The sequence below is a fragment of the Actinomadura fulvescens genome (assembly GCF_039533225.1).
In the GTDB taxonomy this organism is placed as follows: Bacteria; Actinomycetota; Actinomycetes; order Streptosporangiales; family Streptosporangiaceae; genus Spirillospora; species Spirillospora fulvescens.
In genome coordinates this window covers 24,185-48,055 of record NZ_BAAATD010000005.1, presented here as the reverse complement: position 1 = coordinate 48,055, position 23,871 = coordinate 24,185, and the positions used below count along the sequence as shown (strand labels likewise).

Below are 23,871 nucleotides of genomic sequence, written 5' to 3'. Positions count from 1 at the left end.
ATGCCGTACGGGGGGTCGTACTGCCACGAGGTGTCATGAGTCCTCGCACGCGATCGATCCGGTCGAGAACCGTCGTGCTGCTGCTGGTTCCGCTGCTGTCGCTGGTGGCACTGTGGGCGTTCGCGGCCGGTCTCACGCTCGGCGACGCCCTGGAGCACCGCCGGGGCGAGACGTCGACCTCGCGCCTCACCGGACCGCTGCAGGCGGGCACCTACGCGCTGGAGATGGAACGGCACGCGGCGGTCTCCCTGCTGAGCGCGGGCAAGTCGGCGCCCCGGGAGCCGTTCGACGCTGTGCGGGGCCGTACCGACAGCGCGCTGGCCGAGCTGCGCAAGCTGGCCAAGAAGGAGATGGACGAGGCGGGCGACCCCGGCTCCCAGCGCATCAGGCTGCTGCGCGAGGCCCTCAAACGCCTGGAGACGCTGCCCGCGACCCGGACCTCGGTGGAGACGCACGCGGTGAACCGGCTCCGCGCGCTGGAGTCGTACAGCACCATGATCGACGCGCTGTTCGACTTCTCCGCCAAGCAGACGCCGACCGACGACGCGCGCCTGCACTACTGGGCGTCCGGCCTCGTCGCGGGCTCACGTGCGATGGACATGGTCATGCGCGAGAGCGCGCTCGTGGCAGGGGCGGCCATCAGCGGCGGCCGCATGAACGCGGCCGAGCACCGGCACTTCGCCGGGCTCGTCGCGCAGCAGGAGGCCTTCTGGACCGAACTGCGCGCCGGCCTCGACCCGGAGATCTACGCCAGGTCCTGGGCGCCGCTCTTCTCGTCCACCGCCTACACCGGCTTCAAGACGATGGAGGAGGAGGTCGCCGCCGCCACCGGCGAGATCAAGGTCAACACCGAGCGGTGGGACGCCAGCTCCAAGGCCCTGCTCGGCGCGTTCACCAAGTCGGCCCTCCAGGACAGCAAGCTGCTCGCCGCCGACCAGGACGCGGCCAGCCAGGGCATCCTGCTCCGGCTCGTCGTCGCCGGCGGGCTCGGGCTGGTCGCGGTGCTCGGCTCGATCCTGCTGTCGGTGCGGTTCGGCCGCGGCCTGGTGAGCGAGCTGGTCGGCCTGCGCGCCGCCGCGCAGGACCTGGCCCAGCGGCGGCTGCCGGACGTGGTCGCGCGGCTCGTGCGCGGCGAACGCATCGACGTCGCGGCGGAGGCGCCGCCGATCCCGGCCGGCCGCACCGCGGAGATCGCCGCGGTCGCCGAGGCGTTCGGCACCGTGCAGCGCACCGCGATCGAGGCGTCGGTCGGCCAGGCCGACCTGCGCGACGGCGTCAGCCGGATCTTCCTCAACATCGCGCGCCGCAACCAGTCGCTGCTGCACCGCCAGCTGGCGATGCTCGACTCCCTGGAGAGCCGCGCCGAGGCCGACGACCTCGACGACCTCTTCCGGCTCGACCACCTCACGACCCGCATGCGGCGGCACGCCGAGAGCCTCATCATCCTGTCCGGCGCGACGCCCGGCCGCGGCTGGCGGCAGCCGGTGCGCATCGTGGACGTGCTGCGCGGCGCCGTCGCCGAGGTCGAGGACTACACCCGGGTCTCGGTGATGACCGAGTCCGAGGACGGCCTGCTCGGCGCGGCCGTGACGGACGTGGTCCACCTGCTCGCCGAGCTCGTGGAGAACGCCTGCGCCTTCTCGCCGCCCTCCACCGAGGTGCGGGTCATGGCCGAACGGGTGGGCAGCGGCTTCGTCGTCGAGATCGAGGACCGCGGCCTCGGCGTCCGGCCCGAACTGCTCGACCGGATCAACGGGCGGCTCGCCACGTCACCGGAGTTCGACCTCGTCGACACCGACCAGCTCGGCCTGTTCGTGGTCGCCCGGCTGGCCGCGCGGCACGACATCCGCGTCTCGCTGCGGCCCTCGCCGTACGGCGGCACGACGGCGATCGTCCTGCTGCCGCACGAGCTCGTGGTGCCGGTCGAGGACTTCGACAAGGTGCCTCCGGAGGAGGAACCGGCCGAGCCCAAGCCGGACGTCCGGCCGGACGCGGGTGTCGTGCCGCTGCGCGACGTCGGCGCTCTCCGGCGGTCCAACCCGGCGCCGGAGACGGAGGACGAGCCCGAGCACGGCGAGCCCGACCCCGTGCCCGCGTCGGCGCCGCAGATCGGGGCCGGCCTGTACGACGCGCCCTGGGAGACGGTGACCGCCGATTCCGTTCCCGCGGCCGTACCGGCACCTCCGGCCACGCCCGCGGCTCCCGTGCCCGACCCTGAGCCGCCCCCGCCGCCCAAGGTGACGTTCGAGCGGCCGCCGGTCACCCCGGCCCCTGTTGCCCAGGCACCCGCACCCGCGCCGCAGGAAAACCCGTGGAGCGCGCCAGACGAGGCCACACCAACGGACGACACGGACGAGACCGACGAGACCGGCACCGGCAATCCCTGGTTCGACGCGGTGAAGTTCGATGAGATGAAGGGGCCCGATCGCCTGGCGGCCGTTCCATCCCCGCCCGCGTCCAACGGGACCGGCGAAGGCACGTCCGCGGAGCCGTCCGACGAGGACGCCGCCAAGCCTTTGGAGACCCACGCAGGACTTCCACGTCGGCGGCGTCAGGAGAGCCTGGCCCCGCAGCTCCGCGCCGAGAACCGCCGGCCGCTCCCTCCGGCGGTCGGCGACAGCGCGCACGGTGTGGTCGCGCGCTCGCCCGAGGAGGCCCGGTCGCTGATGTCGTCGATCCAGCAGGGATGGCGGCGCGGACGGGACGATCAGCGGCCCGGGGATCGTTCCCCGGAGGACACCGATCCGGGCGACCCGGGTGACCCGGAAACCAACGACGCCAAAGACGCCAACAGTGATGACTCGGACTTGACCGGGGAGGAAGCCCGATGATGCACAACACCACCGCCAGCGGCGAACTGAACTGGCTGCTCAACGACTTCGGCGGACGGGTACCGGCGGTGCGCCAGGCCGTGATCCTGTCCAGGGATGGGCTGGCGATCGCGGCGTCGCAGGAACTCGGGCGCGAGGACGCCGAGCATCTGTCGGCGCTGGCGGCGGGGGTGCAGAGTCTCGCGCGCGGTGCGGGGCGGCATTTCAACGGCGGGAACGTGCGGCAGACCATCATCGAGATGGACGCGGTGCTGCTGTTCGTGACGGCCGCCGGTGACGGCACCTGTCTCGCCGTGCTGAGCGAGGCGGACGCCGACGCCGGGCTCGTCGCGTACGAGATGGCGGTGCTGGTCAAGCGGGTCGGCCAGCACCTGCAGGCGCATCCGCGCTTCGCGCCGGGGGCGGGCGGCGGCGCGGCCCCGCAGCCGGGCGGCCCCGGATTCGGCGGAAACTGACCCGTCATGAACGCGCGGGGTGATCGGTGGCTGGACCGGGAGGCCGGTCCGGTGGTGCGGCCGTACGCCATGGTCCGCGGGCGCACCCGCCCGCGCGGTGAGGGATTCGACCTCATCGCCGTGGTCGCGGCCACCGGGGAGCGGCCGGGCGACCGGCTGCGCTATCGCCCGGAACACGCGCGGCTGCTGCGCCGCTGCGCGGACCCGGTCTCGGTGGTCGACCTGGCCTCCGAGATCGCGCTGCCACTCGGCGTGGTACGTGTGCTGCTCGGCGACCTGCGCGACCAGGGACTGGTCGCCGTGGTCGCCACGATCGAACCCGTGGGCGACCGGCCCAACGTGGGCGTGCTGAGGGAGGTTCTCAATGGCCTTCGGGCACTCTGAGCCAGGTGACCCGCCACTGGTCACCACGAAGATCCTCATCGCCGGAGGCTTCGGCGTCGGGAAGACCACCATGGTCGGGTCGATCAGCGAGATCCGGCCGTTGCGGACCGAGGAGCCGCTGACCGACCGCGGTGTCGGCGTGGACGACCTGTCGGGCGTGGAACGCAAGTCCACGACCACGGTCGCGATGGACTTCGGCCGCATCACGCTGACCGACCGGCTCGTGCTCTACCTGTTCGGGACGCCGGGGCAGGAGCGGTTCTGGTTCATGTGGGACGAGCTGGCGCTCGGCGCGCTGGGCGCGGTGGTGCTCGCCGACACGCGGCGGCTCACCGACTCGTTCCCGTCCATCGACTACTTCGAACGGCGCGGCACGCCGTTCGTCGTCGCGGTCAACTGCTTCGACGGCGCCGACCGGCACCGGCCCGAGGACATCGCGATCGCGCTCGATCTCGACCCCGGCGTTCCCGTCCTGCTGTGCGACGTGCGGGAACGCGAATCCTCGAAGGAGGTGCTGATCTCGCTCGTCGAGCACGTGCTGTCCTGGTCCGAGACCGAGCCGGGTACTGCGGGCGCGACGGCCCCCGCCGGGTAGTAGGCTCCGGCAGATCCCCCGACCTCCGTCTTCCCCCGTACCGGGAGGTTTCCCCGCATGGCGTTCCACCGACCGCCCACGACCGCGCTCGCGCGACCGGGGTGCGAGCGGTGATGTTCCGGCGCATCGCATCATCGATCCGGATGAGGATCACGCTTCTGATCCTCGTCCCGCTGCTCGCCCTCGTCGGGCTCTGGGCGTTCGTCACCGGCATCACGTACGGCGACGCGCGTCAGCTGATCGCGGCCAGGGAGTTCCAGAACAAGACCGTGCTGCCCACGCAGGACCTCATCGCCGCCCTGCAGAAGGAGCGGCGCCTGTCGTTGTGGCAGATCGGCGCCGGCGCCGCCCGGCAGGCCGACCGCGGGGCGCTGGAGGCGCAGCGGCGGGTGACCGACCGGGCGCGCGAGAAGGTCCAGCGCAACAGCAAGGACTCCGGGCTCCGTGAGGACCTGCTGCCCCGCGTCGTGCAGCGCATCGACGCGTTCGTGCTGCGCATGGGCGCGCTCGACGCGGTGCGGCGGACGATCGACGCCGGCGTCGCGGAACGCACGCGCACACTGGACGAGTTCGCGGGGATGATCGACGCCGGGTTCGGGATCTACTCCGCCGTGGTGCCGGGCAACGGCGACATCGCGATGGACGCGCGCACGCTCACCACGTTCGGCCGGGCGCGCGAGCTCCTGTCGCGCGAGGACGCGCTGCTGACGGGCGCGCTCGCGGCGGGCCGGTTCACCGCGTCGGAACGCGCCGCGTTCGCGCAGATGGTGGGCGCGCAGCGGTACCTGCACCTCGACAACGCGCCGCATCTCGCCGACACCGACCTCGCCCGCTACCGGACGGTCGCCGAGTCGCCGCAGTTCGCCCAGCTGCGCTCGCTGGAGGACCAGGCGATCCGCAGCTCCGACCCGGCGGAGCAGGCGGGCGGCGGCGGGCACGGCAACGGCAACGGCAACAGGCGCGACGGCGCTGGCACCGGCACGAACGGGCGCCCCAACGGCCGTGTCGAGACTCCGGCGCGCACGCCCCCTCCGGTCGACCCAACGGCCTGGCGCGCCGCGGCCGACGGCGTGAGCTCCAAGCTCTTCGAGTTCGAGAACGCGCAGCTCGACAGCGTCAGCAAACGCGCCACCGACATCGCGATCGGCGTGTTCCTGCGGCTGCTGATCGCGGGCGGGCTCGGCCTGATCGCGATCGTCGCCTCGACCTACATCGCGTTCCGCATCGCCCGGCGGCTGCTGCGCGAATGCCGCACGCTCGCGTCCCGCGTCGTCGACTTCACCCAGCGGCGCCTGCCCGAGCTGGCCCAGCAGGTGCGCGACGGCCGGCCTGCGGAGCCGGGCGACGACCTGCCGGAGTACGACTACCGCATCAACGAGGTCCGGCAGATCGCCGACTCGTTCACCCGCGCCCGCGACGCCGTGCTCGTCGCGGCGGCGGGCGAGGTCGCCGCACGCGAGGGCATCAGCGAGGTCTTCGTCAACCTGGCCCGGCGCAACCAGGCGCTGCTGCACCGCCAGCTCAGCCTGCTCGACACGATGGAACGCCGCACCGAGGACCCGTCGGAGCTGGGCGACCTGTTCCGCCTCGACCACCTCGCCACCCGGATGCGGCGGCACGCCGAGGGCCTGGTCATCCTGGCGGGCAAGTCCGCCGGGCGGGCCTGGCGCCGCCCGGTGCCGCTGGTCGACGTCGTCCGCGGCGCGGTCGCCGAGGTCGAGGACTACACCCGGGTACGGGTCGAGCCGATGCCCCGGCTCGCCCTGCGCGGCGCGGCGGTGGCCGACGTCATCCACCTGCTCGCCGAGATCGTCGAGAACGCGACGACGTACTCGCCGCCGACCGCGCCCGTCCAGATCGCGGGCCACACCGTCGCGAGCGGTTTCGTCATCGAGGTCGAGGACCGCGGCCTCGGCATGCCGGCCGAGGAGATCGAGGCCGCCAACGCGCGGCTCCTCGAACCTCCCGAGTTCGACCCGGCCGACAGCGCGCAGCTGGGCCTCTTCGTGGTCGCGCGGCTGGCGCGCCGCCACGACATCACGGTCACGCTCCGCCCGTCCCCCTACGGCGGCACCACGGCGATCGCCCTCATCCCCAGCGCGCTCATCACCTCGGTCGACGAACCCGAGCCGGCCTCGCGCCGTTCCACCACCACCACCGGTCCGATGCGCGCCCTACCCCACAACGGCGAGGCGCTGACCGAGGGCGAGCCCGCCGGCGGGGTCGTACGCCTGGTCACCGAGCCGCAGCGGCCCTTGCCGGTGCGCGAGGTGCCGAACGTACGCCAAGCCGCGACGCCCACCCCCCAACCCGCCTCCCCGGCGCCGCCCCCGGCACCGGTGGCCGCGCCGCAGCAGGAGGGTGACGACCTGCCCCGGCGGCGGCGGCAGTCCCACCTGGCGCCGCAGTTGAAGGAACGGGTCGACGCCGATCTCGCCGCGCAGAGACAGGCGAACGGTATGCCCGCCCCACCGATGCCGCTGGCGGCGCCGGTGCCCGTGGCCGACGAGCCGCCGGCGGTGCCCGCCGACGATCCGGCGCGTTCCCCCGAAGCCATGCGGTCGATGATGGGCGCCATGCAGCGAGGCTGGCAGCGCGGCCGGGACGAGGCCGCGCGGGCCGAGACCGCCACCCAGGACACCGCCGACCGGATCCAAGCCGACCAGGAGGACGAGAGGCCATGACGGAAGCCCAGGAGATCGGTCTGGAGACCGCGGCGCCCAACGGAGAGCTCAACTGGCTCCTCGACAGCCTGGTGCAGCGGGTGGCACAGGTGCAGAACGCGGCGGTGCTGTCCAGCGACGGGCTGCGCATCGCGGCGTCGCAGGGGCTGGCCAGGGAGGAGTCCGACCACCTGTCCGCCGTGGCCGCCAGCTTCCAGAGCCTGGCGCGCGGCGCGGGCGAGTCGTTCGGCGGGGGAGCGGTCCGGCAGACCATCGTCGAGATGGAGAACGCCTTCCTGTTCGTGACCGCGGCCGGCCGCGGCGCGTGCCTGGCGGTGCTGGCCGACGCGGAGGCCGACCTCGGCGTCATCGCCTACGAGATGGCCATGCTGGTCACGCGTGTCGGGCAGCACCTGTCCGCCGAGCCGCGGACGGGCGCGACGGGGCCGGGTGGTGTCTGAGGTGCCGCCCGAGATGTCTCCGACCGAAGGCCTGGAGCCGGAGGACCGCCCCGCGGGCGGTGGCTCGGCCTGGTTCGACGACGAGGCCGGCCCGGTGGTCCGGCCGTACGCTCTGACGGGCGGACGCACGCACTACGACGGCGGCGACTTCGACCTGGTGGCGCTCATCGTCACCCGGGACGACGCCGACGGGGCCGAGCCCGACCGGCCCGGTCCGCTCGGCGCCCCGCCGAACCGGTGGGCGCCGGACCCCGAACATGAGATGATCTTGGAGCTCTGTCGCGGCCCGCTGTCGGTGGTGGAGGTCGCGTCGGAGCTCGAACTGCCCCTCGGGGTCGTCCGGGTGCTGCTCGGCGACCTGCTCGACCGCTCGCTCATCCTCGTTCGACGTCCAGCGCCGGTGGCCCAGTTCCCCAGCGAGCGCGTACTCAAGGAAGTGATCGATGGAATACGTGCGCTATAACACCGACGAAGTCGGCCCGGGGGGCGTGGGGGGTCGTCCCCCCTCGGGCGAGACCGCCGCGGGCGCCCAGCAGGGCGAATCCGCGCTGACCGTCAAGATTCTCGTGGCCGGCGGCTTCGGCGTCGGCAAGACCACCCTGGTGAGCGCGGTCAGTGAGATCCGGCCGCTGCGCACCGAGGAGGCGCTCACCGAGAAGAGCATCGGCATCGACGACACCAGCGCCGTGGCCAACAAGACGACCACGACGGTGGCGATGGACTTCGGCCGGATCACCCTGCCGAACGGGCTGGTGCTGTTCGTGTTCGGCACCCCCGGGCAGGACCGGTTCTGGTTCATGTGGGACGAACTGGCCAAGGGCGCGCTGGGCGCGGTCGTGCTGGTCGACACCCGCAGGCTCGCCGACTGCTTCCAGTCGGTGGACTACTTCGAACGCCGCGGACTGCCGTTCATCATCGCCGTCAACCGGTTCGACGGCGCCGGGACGCACTCGCCGGACCAGGTCCGCGACGCGCTCGACCTGCCCGCCGACATCCCGGTCATCAACTGCGACGTCCGCGACCGCGAGTCGGCCAAGCAGGTGCTCATCGCACTCGTCGAGCACATCATGCGAACGATGAGCACCCGTCGAGACCCGAGCGCTCGTGTTGTTTAGCTTTCGCGGCCTCGGGGTCCTCGCCTGGCGGCTCGGACCCCGAACCGCCAAGGGTGGCTGGGTGGGGGGTGTAGCGGGCGGGCGACATCGCTTCGCGATCTCTCGTGAAGCTTCGCCTTCGGCTCGCTTCACGACCTGGTCGCGCGCTCGCGTGCGGGCTGGGGTTGTCGATCTGAGGTAGACCTCACGCCGACTCCGTTGCTGCGGGGTCGGCGTTGGTGTGTGCGGCTTTGTTCTGTGAGTGGGGAAAGTTTGACGATATCGGCGAAAAGGTCTTCTCAGGTCGGCGAAAGCGCGCTACGTTCTCGCCACGGACCCGTCGGAGTGTGAGAGGACGGCGTGATGCGCATGACGGCTCGGCCCCAGAACGCGCATCAGGCACGCCTGTTGCGGCTTCTGCGCGATGACGGCCCGAGGTCGCGCGCGGAGCTCGGGGACGTCGTCCGGTTGTCGCGGTCGAAGCTGGCCCAGGAGCTCGACAGGCTCGTCGAGTCGGGGCTCGTCGAGACCGCGGGCCTGGCGGCCTCGCGCGGCGGGCGGCGCTCGGGCATCGTCCGGCTCTCCCCGAACCTGCGGTTCGTCGCGTTCGACATAGGAGCCACCTCGATCGACGTCGCGGTCACCAACGGCGAGCTGGAGATCCTCGGCCACGTCACCGAGTCGTGCGACGTCCGGCAGGGCGCCACCGCCGTGCTCGACCGGGCGCTCGACCTGCTCGGCAAGCTGCGCGACGAGGGACTGATCCCGCAGGTGCACGGCACCGGCATCGGGGTGCCCGGCCCGGTCAGCTTCCGCGACGGCATGCCGGTGGTGCCGCCGATCATGACCGGCTGGGACCGCTTCCCGGTGCGGGACGCGATCGGCCAGGAGCTCGGCTGCCCGGTGCTGGTCGACAACGACGTGAACATCATGGCCCTCGGCGAGCTGCACGCCGGGCTGGCTCGTTCGGTGGACGACTTCCTGCTCGTCAAGATCGGTACCGGGATCGGCTGCGGCATCGTCGTGGACGGCACCATCTACCGCGGTGTCTCCGGCAGCGCCGGCGACATCGGGCACATCCGCATCAACGACGGCGGTCCCATGTGCGCCTGCGGCAACGCCGGCTGCCTGGAGGCCTACTTCGGCGGCGCCGCGCTCACCCGTGACGCCCTCGCCGCCGCGCGGTCCGGCCGTTCGCCCTACCTCGCGCGGCTCCTGGAGAGCGGCGCCGAGATCACCGCCCGCGACGTCGCCGAGGCGGCCGCCGCGGGCGATCCCGAAGCGGTCCGGCTCGTGCGCGAGGGCGGCCGCCACGTCGGGCAGGTGCTCGCGTCACTGGTCAGCTTCTTCAACCCCGGTCTGGTCATCATCGCGGGCGGTGTCGCGGGCCTCGGCCACGCGCTGCTCGCCGAGATCCGCAGTGTCGTCTACCGCCGTTCGCTGCCGCTGGCGACCGGCAACCTCCCGATCGTGCTGTCCGAGCTCTCCGGCACCGCCGGGGTCATCGGCGCCACCCGGCTTATCAGCGACCACGTCTTCTCCACAGCCTGAGGAGCCTTCATGGGCGAGGCCTCACCGGCTCCGCTGTTGCGGATGCGCGGGATCGTCAAGCAGTTCCCGGGAGTGCGCGCGCTGGACGGCGTCGACCTCGACGTTCGCGCCGGCGAGGTGCACTGCCTGCTGGGCCAGAACGGCGCGGGCAAGTCGACCCTCATCAAGGTGCTGGCCGGAGCCCACCGGCCGGACGAGGGCGAGATCGAACTGGACGGCGTGCCGCGGCGGTTCGCCGACCCGACCGCCGCGATGCGCGCCGGGATCGCGACCATCTACCAGGAGCTGGACCTGGTCGCCGGGCTCTCGGTGGCCGACAACGTCTTCCTCGGCCACGAACGCGCCCGGCTCGGCTTCACCCGGCGCGGCGAGGCCGAGGGGCTCGCCCGCGACCTGGTCACCCGGCTCGGCCACCCGGAGATCTCGCCGCGCCGCGAGGTGGGCAGGCTCCCGGCGGCGGGGCAGCAGGTGGTGAGCATGGCCCGCGCCCTCTCCCACGACGCCCGGCTGATCGTCATGGACGAGCCGTCCGCCGCGCTCGCGCACGACGAGGTGGACAACCTGTTCCGCATCATCAGGGAGCTCACGGGGGCCGGGGTGGCCGTCGTCTACATTTCGCACCGGCTGGCGGAGATCCGCGAGATCGGCGACCGCGTGACCGTCCTCAAGGACGGCCGCTCCGTCGCCGGGAACCTTCCGGCCAGGACGACGGCCACCCCGCTCATCGTCTCCCTCATGACCGGCCGCGAGGTCGAGAACGCCTTCCCGCCCCGGGCGGACACGGTCCCGTCCGGCGAGGACGACAGGCCCGAGGTGCTGCGGGTCGAGAACCTCTCGCTGAAGGGCTCGTTCGAGAACGTCTCGTTCGGCGTCCGCGCCGGGGAGATCGTCGGGCTCGCGGGCCTGGTCGGGGCGGGCCGCTCGGAGATCCTTGAGACGATCTACGGCGCGCGCCGTCCCACGTCCGGCCGGGTGCTGATGGAGGGCCGGCCGGTCCGGCCCGGCGACACCGGTGCGGCCGTCCGCCGAGGCATGGGGCTGGCGCCCGAGGAACGCAAGAGCCAGGCGCTGCTGCTGAACGAGACCGTCGCCGCCAACATCAGCCTGGCAGGCCTCGGCCGCTACGCGAGGGCTGGCTGGCTCGACCGGCGCCGCGAGCAAGCCGACGCGCAGGCGCAGATCAAGGCGCTCGACATCCGGCCGGACGACCCGCGCCGGCAGGTCAAGACCCTGTCGGGCGGCAACCAGCAGAAGGTCGTCCTCGCCCGCTGGCTGCTGAACGGACGCAACCCTGCTCTTTCGAGGGGGGACGACCCCCCACGCCCCCCGCGGCGGAGGGGCGGCTCCGCCGATCTGCGCCTTCTCATCCTCGACGAACCCACCCGCGGCGTGGACGTCGGCGCCCGGGCCGAGCTCTACGGCGTCGTCCGGCGGCTGGCCGGCGAGGGCATCGCGGTGCTCCTCGTCTCCAGCGAGGTTCCCGAGGTCCTCGGCCTCGCCGACCGTGTCCTGGTGGTCCGCGAGGGCCACCTCGTCCATGAGGCGCCGGCCTCCGAACTCGACGAGTCCAGCGTTCTCAACATGCTCATGGAGGGCAGCGCCCTGTGAAAGACGCCACCTCCCTCAAGAAAGCGCCCGCCCCGGTCAACGGCACCCGCCGCGTCTGGCAGGGAATGGGCGAGGTGCGCCATCTCGGCCTGGTCGCGGCGCTCGTGCTGCTCGCGATCGTCGGCCTCATCACCGAACCCGACAACTTCGCGACGTCCGGCAACGTGGTCGGCATCCTCGCGCTGGCCTCCACGATCGGCGTCATCACGGTCGGGATGACGTTCGTCATCATCGGCGGCGGCATCGACCTGTCGGTCGGCGCGCTGATGGCCCTGGCCTCGGTGTGGGCGACGACGGTCGCCACCCAGTCGTACGGGCCGTGGGTCATGGCGCTGTGCGCGGTCCTGGTCGGCACCGGCGCCGGGCTGGTCAACGGCCTGCTCGTCTCGTACGGGCGGCTGGTGCCGTTCATCGCCACGCTCGCCATGCTCGTCGCCGCGCGCGGCCTCGCCCAGCGGATGTCGGACCGCAAGACCCAGCTGATCCGCCCGGAGAACGACGCGATCGAGGCGCTGTCGACCACCAAGGTCGTCGGCCTGCCCCTGGTGGTGTACATCTTCGCGGCGGTCGCCGTGGCGGGCTGGGTGCTGCTCAACCGCACCACGTTCGGCCGCCGCACGTTCGCGGTCGGCGGCAACCCCGAGGCCGCCCGGCTGGCGGGCATCAACATCCGGCGCCACACCCTGGCGCTCTACGCGCTGTCGGGGCTGTGCTGCGGCATCGCCGCGATCATCATCATGGCCCGCACGACCACCGGCTCCAGCACCCACGGAGACCTGTACGAGCTCGACGCGATCGCCGCCGTCATCATCGGCGGCACGCTGCTCACCGGGGGACGCGGCACGCTGCTGGGCTCGATCCTCGGCGTCCTCGTGTTCACCCTCATCACCAACCTGTTCATCCTCAACGGCCTGCAGACCAGCGACCAGCTCGTCGCCAAGGGCGTGATCATCGTGATCGCCGTCCTGCTCCAGCGCCGCGGCCTGCGCACCCCCACGTGACCCTCCGAACCCCCCGCGCTCTCCACCCCCCTTGGAGCACCTCATGACCCAGCACAGCCGTCCAAGCCGCCGCGGAGTGTTGTTCGGCGGCGCGATGATCGGCGCGGGCGCCCTCGCGACCGCCTGCACCAGCAACGACGAGAAGGAGCCCGCGCCCGTCGCGCAGACCGGCAACGCGGGCGGCGACAACGACAAGCCGGGCAAGGCCGTGACCATCGGGTTCTCCGCCCCCGCGGCCGACCACGGCTGGATCGGCGCCATCGCCAAGAACGCGCAGGCCGCCGCGAAACGCTACTCCGACGTCACGTTCAAGCCGGTCGAGCCCACCAACGACATCAACCAGCAGATCTCGGCGGTCGAGTCGCTGATCTCGGCGAAGGTCAGCGTGCTGGTGCTGCTGCCCAACGACGGCGAGCAGCTCAACCAGGTGGCGCGCAAGGCCTCGGACGCGGGCATCCCGGTGGTCAACCTCGACCGCGTCTTCCCCGACAAGCTGTCGTACCGGACGTGGATCGGCGGCGACAACTACGGCATGGGCGTGGCCGCCGGGCACTACGTCGGCAAGAGGCTCAAGGACAAGGGCGTGGCCAAGCCGGTCATCGTCGAGATCCAGGGCATCGCCACGCTGCCCCTCACCCAGGACCGCAGCAAGGGCTTCGCCGACGCGCTCAAGACCTACGGCTTCAGCGTGACCGCCAAGCAGGACGCCAAGTTCACGGTCGAGAGCGGCAACCAGGTCGCCAGCAACCTGCTCCAGGCGCACAAGAAGATCGACGCCCTCTGGAACCACGACGACGACCAGGGCGTGGGGGTGCTCGCCGCCATCAAGCAGGCGGGCCGCAAGGAGTTCTTCATGGTCGGCGGCGCGGGCTCGGCCAACGCCATGCGCGAGATCAAGTCCGGTGGCCTGCTGGAGGCGACCGTCACCTACAGCCCGACGATGGCGGGCTCGGCCATCAAGATCGCCCGCCTGCTCGCCCAGGGCAGGGGCATGGGCGATCTCGTCGAGCTGCAGGTGCCGCAGTCGATCACCTTGGCGTCCGAGACGATCACCAAGGAGAACGTGGACCGCTATCTGCCGCTCGGCTTCGAGTCCTGACGCGGCGCACCGGAGAAGCGGACCTTCGAGGATGGGAGACGAATGACCACGGTCGGGGTCGGGATGGTGGGGTACGCGTTCATGGGACGCGCACACTCCCAGGCGTGGCGCAGCGTCGGGCCGTTCTTCGATCCGCCGGTGCGGCCCGAGATGGTCGCGCTGGCGGGCCGTACGGAGGAGAACGTGCGCGCCGCGGCGGCGGAGCTCGGCTGGGCGTCGGCCGAGACGGACTGGAAGCGACTGCTGCGCCGCGACGACATCGGCCTGATCGACATCTGCACGCCGGGCGACGGCCACGCCGAGATCGCGATCGCGGCGCTGGACGCGGGCAAGCACGTGCTGTGCGAGAAGCCGCTCGCCAACACCGTCGCCGAGGCGGAGGCCATGGCGGCGGCGGCAGCGCGGGCGCAGGCGCGCGGCGTGCGGTCGATGGTCGGGTTCAACTACCGGCGCGTACCCGCCGTCACGCTCGCGCACAAGCTGGTGACCGACGGCCGGATCGGCGCGGTGCGCCACGTCCGGGCCCAGTACCTGCAGGACTGGCTCACCGATCCGGACGCGCCGTGGACGTGGCGCATGGACCGCGACCGGGCCGGGTCGGGCGCGCTCGGCGACATCGGCGCGCACATCATCGACACCGCCCAGTTCATCGCCGGTGACACGCTGGCCGGGGTGTCGGCGCTGACCGAGACCTTCGTCGCCGAGCGTCCCCGCCCGGACGGCGCGGGCCGCGGCCGGGTGACGGTGGACGACGCGGCGCTGTTCATCGGGCGGACGAGCCGTGGCGCCACCGCGTCGTTCGAGGCGACGCGCGTCGCCGCCGGGCGCAAGAACTCGCTGCGCATCGAGGTCAACGGCACGTCGGGCAGCCTGGCCTTCGACCTGGAGTCGATGAACGAGCTCTGGTTCCACGACGGCGGCGAGGACGCGGAGACCGCGGGCTTCCGGCGGATCCTGGTCACCGAGCCGGAGCACCCGTACGCCGGGGCCTGGTGGCCGCCCGGGCATGTGCTCGGCTACGAGCACACCTTCACCCATCAGATCGCGGACCTGCTGGCCGCGATCGGCGAGGGCACCGACCCGCGCCCCTCGTTCGCCGACGGGCTCCAGGTGCAGCGCGTACTGGCGGCGGTGCAGGAGAGCGCCGAGCGCGGCAGCGGCTGGACATCCGTAGGTGGCAGCGAGCACGTAGGTGGCGGCGAGCACGTAGGTGGCGGCGAGCACGTAAGCAGCAGTGTGGAACGGAGCGCAGGATGACCGAACGAACGAAGACACGGCCGGTCACCCTCTTCACCGGCCAATGGGCGGACCTGCCGTTCGAGGAGGTCTGCCGTCTCGCCGGCCACTGGGGGTACGACGGGCTGGAGATCGCCTGCTGGGGCGACCACTTCGAGGTCGACAAGGCGCTGACGGACGACTCGTACGTCCCGCGCAAGCTGGAGACGCTGCGCAAGTACGACCTGAACGTCTGGGCGATCTCCAATCACCTCGTCGGCCAGGCGGTCTGCGACCATCCCATCGACGAACGGCACCAGGCGATCCTGCCCGCCCGCGTCTGGGGGGACGGGGAGGCCGAGGGCGTCCGCCGGCGGGCCGCGGAGGAGATGAAGAACACGGCGAAGGCCGCCGCGCGGCTCGGGGTGCGCACGGTCGTCGGCTTCACCGGCTCGTCGATCTGGCATCTGGTGGCGATGTTCCCGCCGGTCACGCCGGGCATGGTCGAACGCGGGTACGAGGACTTCGCGCAGCGGTGGAACCCGATCCTCGACGTCTTCGACGCGGAAGGCGTGCGCTTCGCCCACGAGGTGCACCCCAGCGAGATCGCCTACGACCACCACACGACGGTCCGCACGCTGGAGGCGATCGGGCACCGGCCCGCGTTCGGCCTCAACTGGGACCCCTCCCACATGGTGTGGCAGGACATCGACCCGGTGAACTTCCTGTCCGACTTCAGCGACCGGATCTACCACGTGGACTGCAAGGACACCAAGGTCCGCGCCCGCGACGGGCGGCGCGGCCGTCTCTCCTCGCACCTGCCGTGGGCCGACCTGCGCCGCGCGTGGGACTTCGTCTCGACGGGGCGCGGCGACGTCCCCTGGGAGGACTGCTTCCGCGCGCTCAACGCCATCGGTTACGACGGCCCGATCTCCATCGAGTGGGAGGACGCCGGCATGGACCGGCTCCAGGGCGCACCCGAGGCCCTGGCCTATGTGCGCGCCCTCAACGCCATCACCCCTCCGGCCACATCGTTCGACGCGGCCTTCGGCGGCGACTAGCGCGGCCGGGCTAGACGCGGAAGTCGGCGAAGTCGAAGCCGGGCGAGACGACACAGCTCACCAGGACCTCTTCGGCGCCCGCGGGTCGCGCGGCCTGCCAGAACCCGGCGGGCACGACGGCCTGCGGCACTTCGCCGGTTTCCAGGTCGGCGCCGAGGGTGACGGCCGTCTCCTCGGCGGGACGTTCGCCGTCGCCGCCCAGCAGGAGCGTGAGCGGGCCGCCGCGATGCCACAGCCAGACCTCGTCCGACCGTACGGCGTGCCACATGGACTCCTCACCGGGCGGGAGGAGGAAGTAGATGCCGGTGGCGCTGGCGCGTTCGCCCGGATAGCCGTCCGGGGTGAAGCGCGGCGCCGTCTTCCAGGTCTCGCGGAACCAGCCGCCCTCGGGATGGGGAAGGAGATCGAGGGCCTCGGCGGTCGCCGGACGTTCGAGCAGAGCCGTGTGGCGGCCGTCAGGCGCCCGGCGGAGGTAGCGGACGCCGGACGCGGCCGTGCGGTCGACCGTGCCGCGCGGCGGAGAGTCCATGGCGACCGCGACGATCTGGCCTTGGGTGAAGACGTCGTCGGCGACGGCCAGCGCGGCCTGGGCATCGTCAGGCGCCCAGACGGCACCCGCCTCGTCCAGGACGAAGCGGGGATCGTCGTCGGCTTGCCAGGCTTCCAGCGGTGTCAGGAGCAGCACGGAACCGAGCCTATTGATCAGGATCGCGGTCCGCCTCAACGACAAGCACGATTTTGCGCGGCCTCACCCGTTTGGGGGAGCCGGAGACTACCCGCGCGGGAAGCGGCGGCACGGAATCCGAGGCGACGATGGCGGGTGTGAGCAGAAAGAGCACCATGGAGGACGTTCCCCGCTGGGCCGACCTCGCCGCCCGCCTCGTACCGCTGACCGTTCTGCCGACGGTGCTGTGGCAGAGCGCCATGGGCTTCACGGACGGCCCCTCATGGATGCTGACGCCGTACGTTCTCGTGCTCAGCCTCGTCGTCGAGTTGCTCGCGTTCTTGACGCTCGGCCTAGTGCGGCCGTGGGGCGAGGTGTTCCCGCGCTGGATCCCGTTCGCGGGCGGGCGCAACGTGCCGACGTTGTTCGCGGTCAGTGTCGCGTCGCTCGGCGCCGTCGCGGTCACGTTCGCCGGGGCCGTGGGGGCACTGGGCTGGGCCGACGCGCCGCAAGGCATAACGATGACCCTGTGCTACCTGCCCTTCCTCGCCTGGGGGCCACTGCTGGCGATCGTGACCGTTCACTACCTGCTGCGCCGTACGCGCGGAGGTCACTCCATCTCAGAGAGCCTGGCCGGGTCGAAGCCCACCGGGAACGGCTCGTCCGTGGAGAACGACTCGCCCGCCTTCACCTTCCGGACCATGCGATAACCCGACTCGGTGAGCTTCAGCACCGTCAGCTTGGGCCGGGGCTCCAGATCGACGAGCCAGTAGTGCGGGATGCCGATCGCCGCGTACTCGTTCACCTTGATCACCCGGTCGTTCACCTCGCTGCCCGTGCGGGGCGAGACGATCTCTCCGACGAGCAGCAGGTCGGGCCCGTAGTAGGTACGGCGGGTACGGCTTTCCAGCGCGGTCCGGGCCACGTCCCGGCTGACCACGAAGACATCCGGCTTACGGACTCCGGCGGGGGTGGTGACGTCCTGCGGAAGGCCCGCGACGTGCATGTCGGCGTCCGCGTGCCGGGCGGCCTCCTTGAGGATCTCCTTGAGCCGCTCGGCGGCGTGGTCGTGCCAGAGGTCGCCGGGCAGCTCGGTGAGCCAGCCGTCGGCGAGCTCGTAGCGCCTGCCGTCCTCCGGCATGGCGTCCAGGTCATAGAGCGTGTACGGGCCGTGCGGGTGGCCGACGGTGCTGGTCACGAGGTCGAATCTAGTGGAAAAGACCTGGTCAGGGCGGTAGGTGCGAATGGCGAGTCGGCGGCGTGGCCGGAATGTGTCCTTTTCTCGAAACGCGAAGAAGGCGCAGGTTAAGATACATCTCGTTCACGCCTTGACCTTCCCACCGTGGCAGGGTGCAGGCTCGAAGGCGGACGAAGGAGGGACGTATGGGTCTCGACCCCGCCCTGCGCGCCTCGGACCGGGACAGGGACGACGTACTCGTCCGGCTGCACACCGCGTACGCCGAGGGCAGGCTCACCGAGGTGGAGCTGGACGAACGCATCGACCTGGTCCTGTCGGCGCGCACGCACGGCGAGCTCGACCGGCTGGCGGCCGACCTGCCCACCTGGCCGGTCCCCGCGGACGACACCGCACCGCGCGCCGACGTCGGCGGACGCTTCCAGCTGGCCTACAAGAGCAGCCTCAGACGCGCCGGACGCTGGCGCGTCCCCCACCAGTACACGGCCGTCGCCTACAAGGGCGGCTGCCTCCTCGACCTTCGGGACGCGGAGCTACCCGCCATCACGATCCTCCGCGTGGTCGCCTACAAGTCCACCATCGAGATCATCGTCCCGCCCGGCGCCCGCGTGGAGATCTCCGGCATCGGCCTCTCGGCCGAACTCCACGACACGGCCTCGCCCACCGCCCCCGTCGTCCACGTCCGAGGACTCGCCTACAAAGGACACATCACGGCAAAAGACCATGTCCACCGCCATCGCTACGCATGAAGTGATATGAACGCTCCCGCAGCCTGATCGGCTGTGATCGGACCGAAGCCGGATGCGGCGCGGTCCGATGTGAGTCATCACAAGAGGAGCGCGAGTGACTGCGAGCGACCTTTCGGGCCCGCAAGGCTCCCGGGAGATCCGGCGGCGGCTGACGACCGACCCCCAGCGGGCCACGGGCGACGGCTCACCCTGGCAACAGGCGTACGAAGCCTGGCGCACGGCCGCCCTGACGTGGTCCGGCGACTCCGGCCCCACCAGCCCCCGCAAACCCAAACGAACCCGCCCCCGCAAACCCACCGCCACGCCAAACCCCGTAAACCTCACCGCCGCACGTCCTGCCGCCACCCGTGGATCAGCCGCCGCGCCAGAAACTGCCACCGCGCCAGAGACTGCCACCACGCCAAGGCCTGCCACAACGCCAAGGCCTGCCACAACGCCAAGGCCTGTTGCCACGCCAGGGACTGCTGCCGGGCCGAGCTCTGCCGCGCCCGAGCCCGCCGCCGCGTCCAGGCCTGCCGTCACGCCGGGGTCTGTTGCCGTGCCAGGGCCTACTGCCGGTCCGGGCTCTGCCGCGTCCGAGCCTGCCGCTGCTGTGCAGGGGGCTGGTGCCACGGCGAAGCCTGCCGGGGCGGGCTCTGGGGTGGTCGGGTCTGCTGCCGCGTCCGAGCCTGCCGTCACACGTGGGTCTGTTGCCGGGGGGAACTCTGGTGCTGCTGGTTCCGGGTCGGTTTTGGGGGGTGGGCGGCGGCTGCCTTTGCGGGGGGTGGCGGTGGCGGCTGCGGTTGTGGTGGTTGTGGGTGGGGCGGGTTACGCGCTGACCGGGGGTGAGGAAGAAGGGCGTGCCTCTGCGGTGCCGGGGGCAGTGCTGGCTGACCGGTTCTTCGCTGCCGATCCGGCTAAGCCGGATGGGGTGGTGCAGGATTTCGCCGCTGTCGCTTCGGCGGGGGCGACCGTTGTGGTGGTCGGTACGGAGGGGGAGAAGGGCGCCGCGCGGGCTGAGTTCGTTGTGTCCGGCGATGCGGGGCGTACGTGGCGGCTTGCTCAGGTTGGGGGCGAGCCCACGTTGGGTGACCGGCCGCGGTTGGTCGCGGGTGGGCAGGGTGCCTGGGTCGCCCTCGGGCAGGGCGTCGTGTGGACGAGCGCGGACGCGCAGACGTGGACGCGGCAGGCCGGGGGGCCGATCGGGGGGAAGGACCAGGTCGACGGGCTTGCGAGGACGGCTTCGGGGTTCGTGGCGGTGGGCCGGGGGAACGGGCGCGCGGTCGTCTGGACCTCGGTGGACGGGCGGGCCTGGCAGCGCAACGACCGGTTGAACGTGCCGGGGGCGACCGCGTTCGACCAGGTGGCCGCGGTGGGGAACGTGATCGTCGCGCATGGCACGTTCAGCCGGAAGGTCACCAGGAAACAGAAGAAGCGGAAGGTCACCACGACCGTGCGGGGGCTGGGGTTCTGGCGGTCGGTGGACGGCGGTCGTCTGTGGGCGCCGGTCAACATCCGGCAGGGGCAGGGCTCCTACGGGCCGGCGAAGGGGCTCGTCGCGGGGCCGGGTGGGTTCTTCGTCTATCGCGGCGGCAAGCGTGTCATCAAGAAGCGCAAGACCGAGCACTTCGGTGTGGTCTTCGGGTCGGCGGACGGGTCGGCGTGGGCTCCTTATGGGCGGGTCAACGGTCGTGTTGACCGGCTTGGGGGGTCGGGGGCGGGGTTGACCGCGCTCGCCGGTGGGCGGTTGTTCCGGAGCGGCGACGGGAGGACGTGGCAGCCTGCGGGAAGTGTGCAGGGGAACGTGAACGGGGTGTCGGTGGGTGAGGGTGGTCCCGTGGCCGTCGGGCGGCGGGGCGACGATCCTTACCTGGCGGTGTCCGGGCGGGCCGTCGACCTGACCACGGTGCCGGGGGTCATGCGGCCGGAACGGTCGGTGGCCGCCATCGCGGCGGGCGGCGGGTTGGTGGCAGTCGGCAGCTCCAACCTTGAGGCCGCGGTGTGGTCAGGTGCCGGGTGGACGCGGTCGGGGTTCGGCAAGGGGCGGTTGACCGACGTCGCGTTCGGGCCCAAGGGCTGGGTCGCGGTCGGCCGGACCGATCGGGACAGGGCCATGGCGGTGGCCTCGGCGGACGGCCGGACCTGGGCGCCGGTCACGGTCACCGGCGACGGGGCGTTCGGCGCCGTCACCTCGGGCGCGCACGGGTACGTGGTGGTCGGGGTGGCGTCGGGTGCCGCGGCGGCCTGGCGGTCGAACGATCTCAAGATCTGGACGCGGTCCACCTACCTGGACGGGCGTACGTGGATGCGGGACGTGGTCGCCACGTCCACGGGTTACGTGGCGGTCGGCGGCCGTCAGGACGCGCGGGGCGGCACCGCCCAGCCGGTCGTCTGGACGTCGTCGAACGGGTTGAAATGGGCCGCCGTTCCGGGGCTCTCGTTGCCGTCCGGCCTGACCGGGGGTGTGCTGACGCAGGTGGCCGTCCGAGGTGAACGGCTCGTCGCGATGGGGGCCGACCCGGCCGGGCAGGGCTTCGTCGGCGTCTCGGCGGACGGTGGGCGTACGTGGCGGACGGCGGTGCCCGCGGGGGCCACGACGCTCACGGCGCTGACCGCCACGGCGAACGGCTTCGTGCTGGCGGGTGTCGCCGGGGCGCCGAGCCGTCAGGACGTCGTCTTGTGGACCTCGGCGGACGGGGCCGCCTGGCAGCGCACGCCGGCCCGGGGCACGGGTCTGGACGGGCCCGGCGACCAGCGGCTCACCGGGATGACCGCGCTGGGGCCGGAGCTCGTCGCGGTCGGCGTCACAGCCGATCATCGTGGCGGGTCGCCGACGCTGTGGCGGACGACGGCCCCGTGATCGTGGGTGTCGTCCCGCGCACGGGTGGGCGCCATGTGCGGGACGACTGGTTTGGCCCGGGTCACCCCGGGCTCTTGGTCTACCCGGACGCCTTCACCGGGCGGTAGCCGTCAGCCGTTGCAGCCGCAGGAGCAGCCTTTCGGGCATGAGCAACCGCCGCCGTGTCCACAACTGCATCCACCTTGTGCCATGGACGGAACGTACCTCCGGGTCGGCGTCCGGACTATGGCCGCGACGCGAGGTTCCGCTCACGTGCGGATGTGCAGGTCGACTCCCAGCAGGATGAGGAACCAGAGGAATATGGCGAGCAACGCGCTGAGCACGCGCCGCAGAAGGTCGGGGTAGATGTAGTCGCGGTCCCAGGCGACGAAGATGCCGATGATGATGTAGATGAGGCCGACCAGGCCGATGCCCCGGCCGCGATATCGGTACGCCATGAGGGCGTCTCCTTCCAAGGTGCTGACTGACGCCAGAGCGGTGCCCGGGGCGGGCGGAAGGAAACAGCGGCGGCTTTCGGTGCGGTTCCGTGTCGATCTATGGGTCCCGCCCAAATGCCGGGGCGTCTAACGGGCGGGCAGTTCGAGCCGTACGACGGTGGGGTCGTGGTCGCCCGCGCGGTCGGCGAACTCCGCGGCCCGGTGCACGATGTCGAACTCGTGCTTGGCGCGCCGGAGTGACGGGCTCAGCATGATGTGGTCGAGCGCCTGCGCGTTGCCTCCGACGATCGCGGTGTAGCGCTCGGGCTGCGGCAGCGTCGCGGGCAGGTCGGTCAGCTCGGCGTCCCGGGCGAGGATCTTGGGTGGGGCGGCGAAGTCGCGTTCGTTGAGGTTGCCCGCGACGATGACTCCGGCGTTCTTGTCGACGGCCCGCACCGACTTGACGAAGCCCGCCACGACGCGCGCCTGCGCCTCGCGCCGCCATTCGCTCGGCCGCAGTGGCGGTTGCCGGCGGCCGAACAGCGGCTGGTCGTCGCTGAACCGGGGAGACCAGTGGTTGGCGACGACGATGAGGCGCCTGCCCTGCCAGGTCACCTCGGCGGCGAGCGGCTTGCGCGTGCCGCTCCACGCCGCGTCGGACGGTGCGATCCGGCCCGGGCTGTGCGACAGCCGCACCCGGCCGTTCTCGCCGATCACCCGGGTGGCGACGTCCGAGCCGTCGCCGGTGTCGGTGCCGTCGAGCGCGGGCCGGTCGACGAACGTCAGCCCGCGGTCGGCGCGGAACAGGAACACGACGCGGTTGTTGCCGCCGGCCTCGCCGCCGTCGGCGTTGTCGCGCGGTGAGATCGCCCGCCAGTCGTAGGCGGGGCCGCCCGCGGCGCTGATCGCCGTGATGAGCTCGGCGAGGGTCTGGTCGGCGACCACCGTGCCGTCGTCCTTGGTGCCGCTGTTGTCCTGGACGCCGGACACGGTGACGAGGTCGGGGGACTGGAGCCCGTCCACGATGTCGGCCGCCAGCGCCGCGACCCGGGCCGGCGGGGTGTCGGGGCTGAGGCCTTCCATGGACGCGGTCGCGACCGACAGCTCGGCGGAACGCGCCGGGCGCGTGGTCTCGCGCGTGAGGCCGCCGCTCTCGGCCCGCGGGGCCGCGGTGAGCAGCAGCTTGAAGTCGCCGTGGCCGTAGTCGAGCACGCCGTCGTTCGCGCCGGGCAGCCGGTCGCCGACGTTCAGGGCGGGGAGGGCGGCGAGCGCGTCGCCGAGGATCACTCGTTCGGGATTGGCGTCGCCGGCCCTCAGCACGATGCCGCCGCGTTCGGCGCGCGTGCCCGCGCCCGCGCCGCCGCCGGGCAGCACGGGCAGCTCTCCGTCGCCGGACGGGCCGACCGCGACGGCGTCCTCGACGCGTACGCGCATGCCTTCGAGCGACTCGTAGAAGTCGAGCGCGTCGCGGCGGGGATCGAACGTGCCGGTGGCGCCGGTGATGGCGGCGGGCGCCCGGCGTCCCTTCGGCCCGAGCCGTACCGGCTCGGGCAGCGCGGCGCCGTGGGCGTCCACCGTGGTCCGCGTGGCGTCGATCTCGGTGCGGCTGAGGTTGGCCGAGGACGAGCCGCCCGGACGGTATTCGCTGACCTTGCCGTCGACCCGGACGGAGTCGCCGGCCACGGTGGTGGGATGGGTGCGGGTGAAGACGAAGACGCCCTCCGACGTCTCGTCCTTGCCGTCGGGACGCGGGTCCTGCATCCAGAAACCGTTGCCGGTCACGGCGGTCACGACCCCCGCGACCCCGGACACCGTCCGTCCCGTGAGCGGGGACTCGTGACCGGCGCCCTGGACGTCCCGGATGCGCTGGCCCGCTGCCGCGGCCGTGTGCGCGGGCAGGACGGTGAGGGGCAACGCGAGCACCATTCCGGTCGTGAACGCCCGGAACGTCAGAGTCCCATTGAACACCGCAGCAGGATGCCATGCCGGA

21 protein-coding genes are annotated in these 23,871 nt (G+C 72.1%); 17 read left to right on the top strand and 4 right to left on the bottom strand.

What is annotated here, in order from left to right; all coding sequences use genetic code 11:
- The first annotated feature begins 35 nt into the window (after positions 1–35).
- The 14 genes from ABD333_RS19255 to ABD333_RS19190 all read left to right on the top strand — a co-directional run bounded on the left by ABD333_RS19255 (position 36) and on the right by ABD333_RS19190 (position 16,018).
- Positions 36–2,831: a sensor histidine kinase gene (locus ABD333_RS19255; RefSeq protein WP_344542734.1), complete on the top strand. Its 2,796-nt coding sequence runs from the start codon at positions 36–38 to the stop codon at positions 2,829–2,831.
- Positions 2,828–3,286 (top strand): roadblock/LC7 domain-containing protein, encoded by a 459-nt coding sequence (locus ABD333_RS19250; protein WP_344542732.1) that lies wholly within the window; start codon positions 2,828–2,830, stop codon positions 3,284–3,286. The genes ABD333_RS19255 and ABD333_RS19250 overlap by 4 nt, the downstream gene beginning before the upstream one ends.
- A 6-nt stretch (positions 3,287–3,292) precedes the next feature.
- A complete protein-coding gene (locus ABD333_RS19245) occupies positions 3,293–3,670 on the top strand; it encodes a DUF742 domain-containing protein (protein ID WP_344542731.1) in 378 nt (125 codons plus the stop codon).
- A complete protein-coding gene (locus ABD333_RS19240; RefSeq protein ID WP_344542729.1) occupies positions 3,651–4,265 on the top strand; it encodes a GTP-binding protein in 615 nt (204 codons plus the stop codon). The genes ABD333_RS19245 and ABD333_RS19240 overlap by 20 nt, the downstream gene beginning before the upstream one ends.
- A 143-nt stretch (positions 4,266–4,408) precedes the next feature.
- The gene (locus ABD333_RS19235) at positions 4,409–6,949 is read left to right on the top strand and encodes a sensor histidine kinase (protein ID WP_344542728.1); all 2,541 of its coding nucleotides are present in this window, start codon (positions 4,409–4,411) and stop codon (positions 6,947–6,949) included.
- The gene (locus ABD333_RS19230; RefSeq protein ID WP_344542726.1) at positions 6,946–7,389 is read left to right on the top strand and encodes a roadblock/LC7 domain-containing protein; all 444 of its coding nucleotides are present in this window, start codon (positions 6,946–6,948) and stop codon (positions 7,387–7,389) included. The genes ABD333_RS19235 and ABD333_RS19230 overlap by 4 nt, the downstream gene beginning before the upstream one ends.
- Positions 7,390–7,402: 13 nt before the next feature.
- Entirely contained in the window at positions 7,403–7,852 is a 450-nt protein-coding gene (locus ABD333_RS19225; RefSeq protein WP_344542725.1) for a DUF742 domain-containing protein, read from the top strand.
- Positions 7,833–8,504, top strand: coding sequence for a GTP-binding protein (locus ABD333_RS19220; protein WP_344542724.1), 672 nt, complete (start codon positions 7,833–7,835; stop codon positions 8,502–8,504). The genes ABD333_RS19225 and ABD333_RS19220 overlap by 20 nt, the downstream gene beginning before the upstream one ends.
- A 342-nt stretch (positions 8,505–8,846) precedes the next feature.
- Positions 8,847–10,034 (top strand): ROK family transcriptional regulator, encoded by a 1,188-nt coding sequence (locus tag ABD333_RS19215; protein ID WP_344542722.1) that lies wholly within the window; start codon positions 8,847–8,849, stop codon positions 10,032–10,034.
- A gap of 9 nt (positions 10,035–10,043) precedes the next feature.
- Entirely contained in the window at positions 10,044–11,642 is a 1,599-nt protein-coding gene (locus ABD333_RS19210; RefSeq protein ID WP_344542720.1) for a sugar ABC transporter ATP-binding protein, read from the top strand.
- Positions 11,639–12,643, top strand: coding sequence for an ABC transporter permease (locus ABD333_RS19205; protein ID WP_344542719.1), 1,005 nt, complete (start codon positions 11,639–11,641; stop codon positions 12,641–12,643). Before ABD333_RS19210 ends, ABD333_RS19205 begins: the two co-directional genes overlap by 4 nt.
- A gap of 43 nt (positions 12,644–12,686) precedes the next feature.
- Complete coding sequence (locus ABD333_RS19200; RefSeq protein WP_344542718.1) at positions 12,687–13,742, top strand: ABC transporter substrate-binding protein; 1,056 nt, start codon at positions 12,687–12,689, stop codon at positions 13,740–13,742.
- A gap of 42 nt (positions 13,743–13,784) precedes the next feature.
- Positions 13,785–14,999, top strand: a complete 1,215-nt coding sequence (locus ABD333_RS19195; protein WP_344542717.1) for a Gfo/Idh/MocA family protein — start codon at positions 13,785–13,787, stop codon at positions 14,997–14,999.
- Positions 14,996–16,018, top strand: a complete 1,023-nt coding sequence (locus ABD333_RS19190) for a sugar phosphate isomerase/epimerase family protein (RefSeq protein WP_344542715.1) — start codon at positions 14,996–14,998, stop codon at positions 16,016–16,018. Before ABD333_RS19195 ends, ABD333_RS19190 begins: the two co-directional genes overlap by 4 nt.
- A 10-nt stretch (positions 16,019–16,028) precedes the next feature.
- Here the strand turns inward: ABD333_RS19190 and ABD333_RS19185 are convergent, their stop codons facing one another.
- The gene (locus tag ABD333_RS19185) at positions 16,029–16,703 is read right to left on the bottom strand and encodes a cupin domain-containing protein (protein WP_344542713.1); all 675 of its coding nucleotides are present in this window, start codon (positions 16,701–16,703) and stop codon (positions 16,029–16,031) included.
- A 137-nt stretch (positions 16,704–16,840) separates the two neighbouring features.
- Here ABD333_RS19185 and ABD333_RS19180 point away from each other — a divergent pair, with 137 nt between their 5' ends.
- Entirely contained in the window at positions 16,841–17,392 is a 552-nt protein-coding gene (locus ABD333_RS19180) for a hypothetical protein (protein WP_344542712.1), read from the top strand.
- On the opposite strand, the gene ABD333_RS19175 is transcribed toward ABD333_RS19180, so the two are convergent.
- Entirely contained in the window at positions 17,293–17,880 is a 588-nt protein-coding gene (locus tag ABD333_RS19175) for a Uma2 family endonuclease (protein ID WP_344542710.1), read from the bottom strand. The genes ABD333_RS19180 and ABD333_RS19175 overlap by 100 nt on opposite strands.
- 185 nt (positions 17,881–18,065) lie before the next feature.
- On the opposite strand from ABD333_RS19175, the gene ABD333_RS19170 reads away from it, so the two are divergent.
- Both ABD333_RS19170 and ABD333_RS19165 read left to right on the top strand, forming a co-directional pair.
- Entirely contained in the window at positions 18,066–18,626 is a 561-nt protein-coding gene (locus ABD333_RS19170; RefSeq protein ID WP_344542709.1) for a DUF1707 SHOCT-like domain-containing protein, read from the top strand.
- Positions 18,627–19,689: 1,063 nt separating this feature from the next.
- Positions 19,690–21,465 carry a hypothetical protein gene (locus tag ABD333_RS19165; RefSeq protein WP_344542708.1) on the top strand — a complete coding sequence of 592 codons (1,776 nt, stop codon included), beginning with the start codon at positions 19,690–19,692 and terminating at the stop codon, positions 21,463–21,465.
- A 248-nt stretch (positions 21,466–21,713) separates the two neighbouring features.
- Here the strand turns inward: ABD333_RS19165 and ABD333_RS19160 are convergent, their stop codons facing one another.
- On the bottom strand, positions 21,714–21,902 hold the full coding sequence (locus ABD333_RS19160) for a hypothetical protein (protein ID WP_344542707.1): 189 nt from the start codon (positions 21,900–21,902) through the stop codon (positions 21,714–21,716).
- Between the two features lie 126 nt (positions 21,903–22,028).
- The gene (locus tag ABD333_RS19155) at positions 22,029–23,849 is read right to left on the bottom strand and encodes an endonuclease/exonuclease/phosphatase (RefSeq protein ID WP_344542706.1); all 1,821 of its coding nucleotides are present in this window, start codon (positions 23,847–23,849) and stop codon (positions 22,029–22,031) included.
- Between the last annotated feature and the right edge of the window lie 22 nt (positions 23,850–23,871).